Here is an 11,623-nt window from a genome sequence, read left to right on the forward strand (position 1 = left end):
TGGCTTATGCCGGGCACGAGCGCCGCACTCCGTACTTCGCGCCACGATGAAAACAAAAAAGGCAGCCGAAGCTGCCCTGTCGAGGTCGCGCCAGCAGGCGCACTGTTGCGTGGCGATTATTGCTTGACGTTCAGCGCGGCCGTCAGGTCGCCCATCGGCTTGCCGCCGTTGCTGACCAGCGCGGCGTCGCGAGCCGAGATGCCCGGCAGCGTGGGCAGCCCGAAGCGGTGCGTGATGAAGCGCAGGATCGAAGTCGTGTCGTACTGCGTGTGATCGACGAAACCCTTCTTCGCATACGGCGAAACGATCAGCGCCGGAATCCGCGTACCTGGGCCCCAGCGATCGCCCTTCGGCGGCGCGACGTGATCCCAGAAGCCGCCGTTTTCGTCGTACGTGACGACCACCAGCATGTTGTTCCACTGCGGGCTGTTCTGCAGATGCGAGATCACGTCGGCGATATGCTGGTCGCCCGACGCGACGTCGGTGTAACCCGGGTGCTCGTTCAGGTTGCCCTGCGGCTTGTAGAACGACACTTGCGGCAGTGTGCCGGCATCGATTGCCTTGATGAACTCCGAGCCGCCGAGGCCGCCGTCGAGCAGATGCTGCGTGCGGTTCGCGGTGCCCGGGGCGAGATCGGCGAAGTAGTTGAACGGCTGGTGGTGCGGCTGGAAGTTCGGTGCCGTCAGATTCTGGCCGTAGATCACGTTCGACGTGCCGGTTTGCACCGCCGAGAGTGCCGCGCCCCACGCGCCGCCGTACCATGCCCACGACACGTTCGCGTTGTTGAGCAGGTCGCCGATGTTCTGCTGCGTCTGCGCCGGCAACGTGGTGGCGGCGCTCGGGTCGGCCAGCGTGGCGTCGCCGCCCGAAGCCGGTTTGTTGCCGCTCGGCTGATACGGCGGCTGCATCGTGTTGATCGCGTAGAAGTCAGGCGTCAGGTTGCCTGAGAGCACATATTTCGGCGGGCCGCTCAGCGCCGATGCCGGCGAATTGGACGCGACTTTCAGCGTCACGCCGTCGGCTTCCACTGCCGACACCGAGCCCGCCGCCGGGCTCTTGTCCGCGTTCGGATAGGTCGGCGTGCACGCGCACACCAGCCACTGGTGGTTCAGGAACGAGCCGCCGAACGCACCCATGAAGAAGTTGTCCGCCAGCGTGTATTGCTGGGCGATCTTCCACAGCGGCAGCTTGTCGGCGTTCTGCGTGTAGTGGCCCATCACGAGGCCGCCGGAGTCCGCCCATGCGGCGAACTTGTCGTTCTTGCCGCCGTCGATCTGCATCTGATTCTCGTAAAACCGGTGGTACAGGTCGCGGGTCGTGGCGGTGATCGGCGTGTTGAAACCATTCGGGTCGTCGATCGCGAACGGGCTGTTCGGCAGGTTGGCGGTCATTGCCTGCGTGACCACCGGCGTCACGCCGGTTTGCGTCAGACCGTTCCATACCTGCGGCAGCGTCGCGAGCGACGCGCCATTCCGGTCGACCTGAGTTGCGCTCGCCCCGGTCACGTTCTGCAAGCCATTGGCACCCGGGAAATTGCCGTACAGATTGTCGAAGCTGCGGTTTTCCGCGTAAATCACCACGACCGTCTTGATCGACGTGATGTCCGGCTGCGTAACTTCGTTGCCGCCGCATGCATATAGGCTCAGCGCTGCTGCGATCGCGATGGGCGTCGCGCAGATCAGTTTCTTGTTCATGTCGTGTCGTTCTCTCTGGCGTTGGGGACCGGCCACGGCCCTGCTTGCACGGAGGGCCGGCCGCGAAAGTTTCGCAAGGGAATTTGACAGAGAGATGTAATTAATTACGAATGCATTCGTTCAAGGTTTTTTAGTCGGCTATATGTCATTTAAACGACATGTCGATGAAATACGCTCGCGCTCTTCAATATCGAAAGCATTCACATCGTTCTTATGCGGCTTGGTCTGACGGGGATTCGTGGAAGGGCGCTTCGGCTGGCGGCGCGGCGGCTAGTGTGGCCGGTTGGCGTGGCGCTGGCGATGACTACGGCATTGGCCGCCTGCGATTCACAGGCGCCAACGGCCGGCGGGGCGGCGGGTAGGGAGGTGGCCTCAAGCGCGCCGCTCGCCTCGGTATCGGCGGTGGCGGCCGCGCCGGCGGCGGCCTCGGTGGTGCAAGCGGCGGCACATGACGCCGGCCAGACCCGCGCGCAAGTCTACGAATCGGTGCGCCAGATGACAGCGCTCGGCAAGCAGTTGTTCTTCGACGCGTCGCTATCCGGCTCGGGCAAACTGGCGTGCGCGTCGTGCCATAGCCCCGATCACGCGTTTTCGCCGGCCAATTCGCTGTCCGTGCAACTCGGCGGCAACGACATGCACCGCTCAGGCATGCGCGCCGCGCCCACGCTCAAGTACCTGCAATCGGTGCCGGCGTTCGCCGAGCATTATCACGAGTCCGATGACGAAGGCGACGAGAGCGTCGATGCCGGGCCGACCGGCGGCTTGACGTGGGATGGCCGGGTCGACCGCGGCTCGGACCAGGCGCGGATTCCGCTATTGTCGTCGTTCGAAATGGGCAGCACGCCGCAGAAAGTCACGGCCGCCGTGAAGGCCGCGCCGTATGCCGACGCGTTCCGTGCGGCGTTCGGCGAGCACATTTTCGACAACGACGACGCCACCTTCAAAGCCGTGTTGCAAGCGCTGGAAACCTTCGAGCAAACGCCCGAACTGTTCTATCCGTACACCAGCAAATACGACGCGTATCTGGCAGGCAAGGCGCAACTGACTCAGGCCGAACTGCGCGGTCTGCAGGTCTTCAACGACGAAAAGAAAGGCAATTGCGCGAGCTGCCATATCAGTCAGCGCAGCAAGGACGGCGCGCCGCCGCAGTTCAGCGATTTCGGTTTGATCGCGATCGGCGTGCCGCGTAACCGGGCGCTGCCGGTCAATCGCGATCCGCATTTCTATGACCTCGGTGCTTGCGGGCCCGAGCGTGCCGATCTGGAGGGACGCGCCGAATTTTGCGGCATCTTCCGCACGCCGACACTGCGTAACGTCGCGTTGAAGAAGAGCTTCTTCCACAACGGTATTTATCATTCGCTGGCCGAGGTGCTGCGCTTTTATGCCCAGCGCGATACGAATCCGGAGAAGTTCTATCCGGTCTCGAAGGGGAAAGTGCAGAAGTTCGACGATTTGCCGCAGCGTTACTGGGCCAATCTGAATACCGAGCCGCCGTTCGATCGCAAGCCGGGCGACAGGCCGGCGCTCGACGAGGTCGAGATCAAGGACGTGGTGGCGTTTTTGAATACGCTGACCGATGGCTACAAGCCGGCCGCGCAGTGAGTGAATCCGAAGCGCTCGAGCGGCGACCCAGGCCGCGCTCAGTGGCCTGGGCCGGCAAGGATCAGATAGCAGCCGGCCAGCAGCAGCGCGAACGAAACCAGCAGGCAGGCGAGACCGGCGCGTGTCAGCAGATCGGGCCAGCGTGCGCCGGGTAATCCGTTCATACGTACGATGCGCCGCGCGAGACCCGGATCGTGGCGGATGGCGACTGGCACGAGCGCCACGCAAAGCAGCGCGAGGCCGACGGCGAAACTTTGAAGGGTGGGAAAGATGGGCATGATGAGTGGCTTGAAGCCGGATCTGCGCTGAAACGCGCCAGGCCATCTTAAGTAGACCTTTCCTGTGACGATATGAGACACGTCCGAAAAAAGTTGAGCCACCTGCTCTGGCTTTGCAGCGATTGGCCGCCGCGGACTCGCGCGGCCGCTTGCGGCATGGCGCCATGCTATGCTTTTGGGTCCAGATCACGAGTGGCGGCTGGCGTGTTCATTACCGCCCGAATCACTCTTCGAGGAGAACCCTTCATGTCGATGCGAACCCGTGCTCTCTTTCACCTGACTGTCGGCGGCCTGCTGCTGGGTGGCGCAGTTGGCGCACAAGCGGCGAACCTCGATTTTCTGAATGACACCCCCGCCAGCTGGATGAAACAGCGCCACGTCGACTCGATCAAGGCGGCCGTGATCGCCGCGCTGAACAGCAAGCAGGGCAGCGGCGACTGGCAGTTGCAGAAAAAGAGCTGAGCGTGCGGGACGCTATGACGAAGCGCGCAGCGCTGCGGCGATGAGCGCGCGGGTGGTGTCGTGCGGCATCGTGCTGCTCGATCCGCACGGGCGGGTGCTGCTGGCACACGCCACCGAAACTTCGCACTGGGATATTCCGAAGGGGCACGGAGAAGAGGGTGAGGCGCCGCACGTCACCGCGCTGCGCGAGATGGTCGAGGAGACCGGTATCGCGATTGCGGCCGAGCGCCTGAAAGACCTCGGGCTGTTCGTTTACCGGCGCGACAAGGATCTGCATCTGTTCGCCGCGCGCGCCATCGCCAGCGAACTGGATCTGTCTTCGTGCACTTGCACGTCGCTGTTTCCGCGCCGCTCCGACGGCACGCTGATTCCCGAAATGGATGCCTACCGCTGGAGCGCACCGGACGAAGTCGAACGGTATGCGAGCCGCAGTCTCACGCGGCTCTTTCAGACCACGCTTTCGCTCGCGGAACTGCATCGTTCGCTGTAATGGCAGCCCCGCGGGCGGCCTGACGCCTCGATGCCTCGGCGTGCCGGCGCCTCAGTCGAGCGCCTGGTCGTTGGGATGCGCGAACAGCGTGCGGTTCTGCTCCGACAGCGGAAAATTCAGATTGATGCCGTGCGGCGGAATCGGCTGCGTGAACCATAGCTTGTACAGACGTTCCGCTTCGCCGGATGTCTGGCCGCGCGCGATCACCCCGTTGATGAGATTGCGGAACGGCTCGTCGCCCTTGCGGAACATGCAGGCATAGACTTCGTAGCCGAGCGGCGTGCCGGTCACCACGAAGTCCTCGGGGCGCGAGTCGGTCGATTTGAAACCGTAGACGATCGGCTCGTCCATCACGAAGGCCACCGCCCGGTCGTCCTTGAGTGCGGCGAAGGCTTCCTGATGATCGCGTGCGCTGGTGATGCGCATGTTCAGATGCTTGTCGGTGTTCAGGCGGCGCAGCAGACGTTCGTCGGAGGTGCCCGCGGTCGTCACGACCATCTTGCCGGCCAGATCCTGAAAATCCGTGATGCCGCTGCTCTTGCGCGCGATCATGCGCACGGCGTACTGAAAGAAGCTGTTCGAGAAAGCGGCCACATTTTCGCGCTCGACTGTATGCGTGGTCGAGCCGCACTCCAGATCGATCTGATTGTTCAGCAGCATCGGCGTGCGGTTCGACGAGGTCACGGTGACTTCGTGCACCTTCAGCTGCGGCATGCCGAGCGTTTTCTTGATTTCATCGACGATCTGTAGCGCGATGGTTTGCGAGTAGCCGACCGTGCGCTTGCCGTCGAAGTACGAGAAGGGGATCGACGCTTCGCGCACGCCGAGCACGACCACACCGTCGTCGTGGATTTTCTTCAGCGTGCCGGTCAGCTCTTGCGCGCGCGCCGTGCATGAGAACGAGGCCGCGCCGCACAGGAGCAGCGCGACGAGGACGCCATGTGCTCCATGTGCCATGGATGCGAAATGTACGGAGGGAACGCTGCGCGCGTGGCGTAGGCCCCACGCGCTCGCCCCGCGGCGGGCTGCAACTTTCATCGGAACTCCCGGACGGCGCTTGCACATATGCCGCGCTGCCTCTGTCGTTGGAACGTGACGCAACGAAACGGCGTGCACCTCGCTCGCGAGATGCACGCCGTGTTCGACTCTGGAACTACGAACGAGAAGCCGCTCCAGCTTACGCCGGCTTGCCCCAACTGTCGCGCAGACTGACGATGCGATTGAATACGGGCCTACCCGGTTTCGAATCGACGCGGTCGGCGACGAAGTAACCGTGACGCTCGAACTGATAGCGCTGTTCCGGCTGCGCGTGACGCGCACCCGGTTCCAGGTAGGCGTTGACCACGCGCTTCGAATCCGGATTCAGCGCTTCGAGGAAGTCGCGTCCTCCCGCGTCCGGTTGCGGCTCCTTGAACAGCCGGTCGTAAATGCGCACTTCCGCCGGATACGCATCCGCGGCGCTGACCCAATGAATATTGCCCTTGACCTTGTAGTTGTTCGCGCCTTCGGTGCCCGATTTGCTGTCCGGGAAATAGTTGCAGTGGACCGCGACGATGTTGCCGTTTTCGTCCTTGTCCGCGCCCGTGCATTCGATCACGTAGCCGTAGCGCAAACGCACCTTGTTGCCCGGGAACAGGCGGAAGTAGCCCTTCGGCGGCGTTTCGTTGTAGTCCTCGCGCTCGATCCACAGTTCGCGCGAGATCGGGAACTCGCGTACGCCCTGTTCCGGATGATGCGGGTGCACCGGTGCGCTGCACGGCTCGGTGAGGCCTTCGGGGAAGTTGTCGATGATCAGCTTGAGCGGATCGAGCACGGCCGCCGTGCGCGGCGCCTTCTCATCCAGGTCGTCGCGCAGCGCGCCTTCGAACACGCTCATGTCGATCCACGAATCGACCTTGGTGACGCCGATGCGCTCGCAGAACAGCTGGATGCCCTCAGGCGTGAAACCGCGCCGGCGCAGGCCGACGATGGTCGGCATACGCGGGTCGTCCCAACCGTCGACGTGGCCTTCGGTCACCAGTTGCAGCAGCTTGCGCTTGCTGGTGATCGCATAGGTCAGGTTCAGGCGTGAAAACTCGATTTGTTGCGGCAGCGGGCGCGTGAAAATGCCGGCTTCGGCGAGCTCGTTCAGGATCCAGTCGTACAGCGGACGATGGTCTTCGAATTCGAGCGTGCACAGCGAATGCGTGATGTTCTCCAGCGCGTCCGAGATGCAGTGCGTGTAGTCGTACATCGGGTACACGCACCACGTGTCGCCGGTGCGGTAGTGATGCGCGAAGCGGATCCGGTAGATGACCGGATCGCGCATGTTGAAGTTCGGCGACGACATGTCGATCTTCGCGCGCAGTACGTGTTCGCCTTCTTGGAACTCGCCGGCTTTCATGCGGCGGAACAGGTCGAGGTTTTCCTGCATGGAACGATCGCGGAAGCGCGAGGGCGTGCCGACTTCGGTTGCCGAGCCGCGGCTCGCGCGCATTTCCTCGGCCGACTGGCTATCCACGTACGCCTTGCCGCGCTCGATCAGCAGTTCGGCGAATTCGTACAGTTTCTCGTAGTAGTCGCTGGCGAAGTAGAGCTGTTCCTTACCGTCTTTTTCCCACTCGAAACCGAGCCAGCGCACGGAATCGATGATCGACTCGACGTATTCGACGCTTTCCTTTTCCGGATTCGTGTCGTCGAAACGCAAATGGCACACGCCGCCGTAGCTGCGCGCCACGCCGAAGTTCAGGCAGATGCTCTTCGCGTGACCGATATGCAGATAGCCGTTCGGCTCAGGCGGAAAGCGCGTCTCGACGCGCTGACCCCACTTGCCGGTGCGGTTGTCGTCGTCAATGATGTTGCGGATGAAATTGGATGCCGCTGGCGCGTCGTTGCGTTCGGTATTCATGCGAGAAGGTCAAGGTCTGTCGGGGCGCGCAATGCGCTCGCTAATCTTTCAATTCTACCTGACGAGCCCCGCCGCGGCGGGCGAGTGCGGCGCGCAGCCAACGTTCGGGAGGTTTCGACGGGAATTTGGGGTCCGGAGCAGTGCTGTAACAGGAGGTAAAACGGTTTTTGACGCGGGCGCTGCCGACTTAGGATGCGGGCGGCGCGATTCCGCCCGCGCGACGCACAACCTGTGCAGGGCGACGCGCCACCTGTGCAGTGCGACGCGTCCTACGCCCGTGCGCGTGGCCGGCGCGCGCAGGCCGCGCCGTCCTTCGTCGCCTTGCACGAACGCTTGCCGTTCGTGCAACATGACGCCCTTGGTTCCCGGAGTTTCTCGGATGTCAGTCCCGACGCACGACGCGCCTCGCGCGCCTTTCGCCTCTTTCTCCTTCGCTCGCATGCTGACGGCGGCGGCCGTGTTCGCTGCATTGAGCGGCAGTTTCGTCGCTCCTGCGCCCGCACTGGCGAAAACCGCCACGCCCAAGGCGGTGCTCGACGCATCGGCGGTGGCCGTGCCGGATCGCTACAGCGCCGACACCGCGCAACAGATCTTCGCGGCCGGCGGCAACGCGGTGGACGCCGCGGTGGCGATCGCCTTCACGCTGGCCGTGACTTATCCGGACGCAGGCAACATCGGCGGCGGCGGTTTCATGACGGTCTTCATGGACGGCAAACCGTATTTTCTCGACTATCGCGAACGCGCGCCGCAACAGGCGACCCGCGACATGTACCTCGACGATAAAGGCAGCCTCGTGCCAGGCATGAGCCTCGTCGGCCATCGCGCCGTGGGCGTGCCGGGCACGGTCGACGGCATGTGGCAGGCGCAGCAGCGCTTCGGCAAGCTGAAGTGGAAGCAGGTGCTGGCGCCCGCGATCCGTTACGCCACCGAGGGTTTCCAGGTGGAGCCGTGGCTGCAGAAACGCCACGACGACGCCGCGAAGAGCTTCGCCGGCAAGACCAATTTCGATGTCTACTTCTCGAACCTGAAGGCGGGCGTCACGTTCCGTCAGCCCGAACTCGCGCAAACCCTTACGCGCATCGCGAGCGACGGCGGGCGTGAATTTTACGAGGGCCGCACCGCCGATCTGATTGTCCGGCAGATGTACGGCCACGGGCTCGTGACCAGACAGGACCTGATTCAATACAAGGCGGTCTGGCGCCAACCGGTTACCGCCGAGTGGAACGGCTATCGGATCGTCTCCGCGCCGCCGCCGAGTTCGGGCGGCATCGGACTGATCCAGATGCTCAAAATGAAGGCCGATCTGAAGCCGGCCTTCGACGGCCTCGAGCTGAATTCGGTGCCGTATATCCATCTGATTGCACAGATCGAAGACCGCGTGTTCGCCGATCGCCAGCAGTACATGGGCGACCCGGATTCGTACAAGGTGCCGGTCGGCAAACTGATCGACGACGCCTACCTCGCGCAACGCGCCGACGAGGTCAAACCCGACGCAGTGCCCGGCGCGACGCCGGTCAATCCGGGCCTTGGCGACGCGATGCCGGAAAAAGCGCAAACCACGCATTTCTCGGTGGTCGACAAGTGGGGCAACGCCGTGTCCAACACCTATACGCTGAACGGGCCGTTCGGCGCAGGCGTGGTGGTCGACGGCGGCGGCTTCGTGCTGAACGACGAAATGGATGATTTCGTCACCAAACCGGGCGAGCCGAATCAGTCCGGCGTGACCGGCAACGAAGTCAACACGGTGGCGCCGGGACGCCGGCCGCTGTCGTCGATGGCGCCGACCATTCTGTTGAAGGACGACAAGGTCTCGCTCGTGATCGGCACGCCGGGCAGTTCGCGGATTTTCACCTCGATCTTCCAGGTGATCACGAACCTGTATGACTTCAATATGGCGCCCGCCGACGCCCTGGCCGCGATGCGTTTTCATCACCAGTTGCTGCCGCAGAAGACGATCTACTGGGAGCCGTACCAGCCGATCACGGGCGAGCTGGCCGAGCAGCTGCAAGCCAGCGGCTATACGTTGGCAGGACAGCAGTTCAACGGCGACGTGCAACTGATTCGCGTCGACGGCGCAAATCCGGAGCCGGCTGCCGACCCGCGCGGTGTGGGCGTGGGGCGGGTGTTTCATTGAACCGCTCGGGCCGACCGAAAAACGAACCGCGATGGACAACGAAAACGCGATGAGCGCGCAACAACCACGAGTACTCGTGCTGCCGGGCTATCAGAACTCAGGCGTCGGCCATTGGCAGACGCGCTGGGAGGCACTCGACCCGGCGTTCATGCGCGTGCGGATGCCGGACTGGGATCGTCCCGAGCTCGATGCCTGGTGCCGGACGCTCGACGCCGAAGTGGCCGCGGCCGACACCCAGGTGGTGTTCGCCGCGCATAGCCTCGGCTGCCTCACCACGGTTTTCTGGGCGGCACAGTACGCCAGCGCCGCCCAGCTTGCGAAGGTGGCGGGGGCGTTGCTGGTGGCCGTGCCCGATCCGGCCGAGGCGCATTTCCCGCAGGACGCCAGCGGTTTTGGACCCGTGCCGCTCACGCGCTTGCCGTTTGCGAGCATTGTCGCGGCCAGCAGCGACGATCCGTACGGCGGCGTGCCGTTCTCGCGGACTTGCGCGAACGCGTGGGGCAGCCGCTGGATCGGCATCGGCCCGCGCGGCCATATCAACGCCGACAGTGGACTCGGCGATTGGGACGAAGGGCGGCGCTGGCTGGCTTCGTTCGTTAAGCCGGCGTGAGCCTTCCTTTGGCGTGAACTTCCTACGCGTGGTTCCCCGCGCACGAGCCTCGCGGGCCACGCTCAAATCACCGACTGCTCCCGCAACGTCGCGATGCGCGTCTCGTCGTAACCGAGCACGTTGCGCAGGACGCTGTCGGTGTGCTCGCCGAGCGTAGGCGGATGAGCAAGCGCCTCGGGCGGCGTGCCGCTCATATTGATCGGATTGCGCACCAGCTTGACGGTGCCGCCCGACGGATGCGGCAAGTCGACCTGCATTCCGCGCGCCACCACCTGCTCGTTCTCGAACACTTCGGCGAGATCGTTGATCGGCCCGCACGGCACGCCGGCGGCTTCCAGCGCGGCGATCCATTGCTGCTTGCCCTGCAGACGGACCATGTCGGCGAGGATCGGCACGAGAATGTCGCGGTGGCGCACGCGGGCCGGGTTGGTGGAGAAGCGTTCGTCGTCGGCTAATTCCGGACGGCCGCCCGCTTCGACGAATTTGCGGAATTGACCGTCGTTGCCGACCGCGACGATGATCCAGCCGTCGCTGGTCTGGAAGGTCTGGTAGGGCACGATGTTCGGATGCGCATTGCCCCAGCGCACCGGCGGCTGCCCGCTCGCCAGGTAGTTTGAATTCATGTTGGCGAGCATCGCCACCTGCACGTCGAGCAGCGCCATGTCGATGTACTGGCCTTCGCCCGTGCGGTCGCGATGCGTGAGCGCGGTCAGTACGGCGATGGTCGAATACATGCCGGTCATCAGGTCGGCGATTGCGACGCCCGCTTTCTGCGGGCCGCCGCCCGGCTGGCCGTCGCGCTCGCCGGTGATGCTCATGAAGCCGCCGATGCCTTGCACGATGAAGTCGTAGCCCGCCCGCTGCGCATACGGACCGGTCTGCCCGAAGCCGGTTACCGAGCAGTAGATCAGATCGGGCTTCACTGCCTTCAGCGACGCGTAATCGAGCCCGTACTTCTTCAACTGGCCGACCTTGTAGTTCTCCAGCACGACGTCGCTTTGCGCGGCCAGTTCGCGGATGATCCGCTGGCCTTCGGGCGACGCGATATCCACCGTGACCGAGCGCTTGTTGCGGTTGGCCGCGAGATAGTAGGCGGCCTCGCGCGTATCGGCGCCTTGCGGCGTTTTCAGGTACGGCGGCCCCCAGTGACGGGTGTCGTCGCCGACCTCGGGGCGTTCGATCTTGATGACGTCGGCGCCGAAATCGGCCAGCGTTTGCGAGCACCAGGGCCCGGCGAGCACGCGCGTGAGATCCAGCACGCGGATATGACTGAGAGCGCCCATGTTCTTCGATGTCTCCTATGTAACCCAAGAGGCGCGCATGGCGCCGCGGATGGGGGCAATCTTAAGCGATTCCCGCGCGGCGGCGCAGTCAGCCGGACGGCATAGGACGCGCGACATGCGCCGCCGTGTCTCACCGCCGTATCTCAGCGCCGTGTCACACGCTACCCGGCGAAACCTGGCCGG

9 protein-coding genes and 1 pseudogene are annotated in these 11,623 nt (G+C 64.0%); 5 read left to right on the forward strand and 5 right to left on the reverse strand.

All coding sequences use genetic code 11. The features are described from left to right. Positions 1 to 116: 116 nt before the first annotated feature. Positions 117 to 1,694, reverse strand: a complete 1,578-nt coding sequence (locus DLM46_RS18595; RefSeq protein WP_115102353.1) for an acid phosphatase — start codon at positions 1,692 to 1,694, stop codon at positions 117 to 119. A gap of 300 nt (positions 1,695 to 1,994) precedes the next feature. Here DLM46_RS18595 and DLM46_RS18600 point away from each other — a divergent pair, with 300 nt between their 5' ends. Next, on the forward strand, positions 1,995 to 3,296 hold the full coding sequence (locus DLM46_RS18600) for a cytochrome-c peroxidase (protein ID WP_244306287.1): 1,302 nt from the start codon (positions 1,995 to 1,997) through the stop codon (positions 3,294 to 3,296). A 38-nt stretch (positions 3,297 to 3,334) separates the two neighbouring features. On the opposite strand, the gene DLM46_RS18605 is transcribed toward DLM46_RS18600, so the two are convergent. Continuing rightward, positions 3,335 to 3,574, reverse strand: a complete 240-nt coding sequence (locus DLM46_RS18605; RefSeq protein WP_115102358.1) for a hypothetical protein — start codon at positions 3,572 to 3,574, stop codon at positions 3,335 to 3,337. 246 nt (positions 3,575 to 3,820) lie between these two features. Between DLM46_RS18605 and DLM46_RS18610 the strand changes: the two are divergent. After that, positions 3,821 to 4,000: pseudogene (locus tag DLM46_RS18610) on the forward strand (hypothetical protein); the annotation flags it as partial. 76 nt (positions 4,001 to 4,076) lie between these two features. Beyond that, positions 4,077 to 4,526, forward strand: a complete 450-nt coding sequence (locus tag DLM46_RS18615; protein WP_115102360.1) for an NUDIX hydrolase — start codon at positions 4,077 to 4,079, stop codon at positions 4,524 to 4,526. Between the two features lie 51 nt (positions 4,527 to 4,577). On the opposite strand, the gene DLM46_RS18620 is transcribed toward DLM46_RS18615, so the two are convergent. Together DLM46_RS18620 and DLM46_RS18625 are read right to left on the reverse strand one after the other, a co-directional pair. Continuing rightward, on the reverse strand, positions 4,578 to 5,564 hold the full coding sequence (locus tag DLM46_RS18620; RefSeq protein ID WP_425273998.1) for a transporter substrate-binding domain-containing protein: 987 nt from the start codon (positions 5,562 to 5,564) through the stop codon (positions 4,578 to 4,580). 139 nt (positions 5,565 to 5,703) lie between these two features. Next, positions 5,704 to 7,413 carry a glutamine--tRNA ligase/YqeY domain fusion protein gene (locus DLM46_RS18625; RefSeq protein WP_115102365.1) on the reverse strand — a complete coding sequence of 570 codons (1,710 nt, stop codon included), beginning with the start codon at positions 7,411 to 7,413 and terminating at the stop codon, positions 5,704 to 5,706. A 379-nt stretch (positions 7,414 to 7,792) separates the two neighbouring features. Here DLM46_RS18625 and ggt point away from each other — a divergent pair, with 379 nt between their 5' ends. Both ggt and DLM46_RS18635 read left to right on the forward strand, forming a co-directional pair. Next, positions 7,793 to 9,547 (forward strand): gamma-glutamyltransferase, encoded by a 1,755-nt coding sequence (ggt, locus tag DLM46_RS18630; protein WP_115102368.1) that lies wholly within the window; start codon positions 7,793 to 7,795, stop codon positions 9,545 to 9,547. Between the two features lie 49 nt (positions 9,548 to 9,596). Then, positions 9,597 to 10,157 (forward strand): RBBP9/YdeN family alpha/beta hydrolase, encoded by a 561-nt coding sequence (locus DLM46_RS18635; protein WP_115102583.1) that lies wholly within the window; start codon positions 9,597 to 9,599, stop codon positions 10,155 to 10,157. A gap of 62 nt (positions 10,158 to 10,219) precedes the next feature. Here DLM46_RS18635 and DLM46_RS18640 read toward each other — a convergent pair whose 3' ends face one another. Beyond that, entirely contained in the window at positions 10,220 to 11,440 is a 1,221-nt protein-coding gene (locus DLM46_RS18640) for a CaiB/BaiF CoA transferase family protein (protein WP_115102371.1), read from the reverse strand. Positions 11,441 to 11,623: the final 183 nt, after the last annotated feature.

This window comes from Paraburkholderia lacunae, from assembly GCF_003353175.1.
In the GTDB taxonomy this organism is placed as follows: domain Bacteria; phylum Pseudomonadota; class Gammaproteobacteria; order Burkholderiales; family Burkholderiaceae; genus Paraburkholderia; species Paraburkholderia lacunae.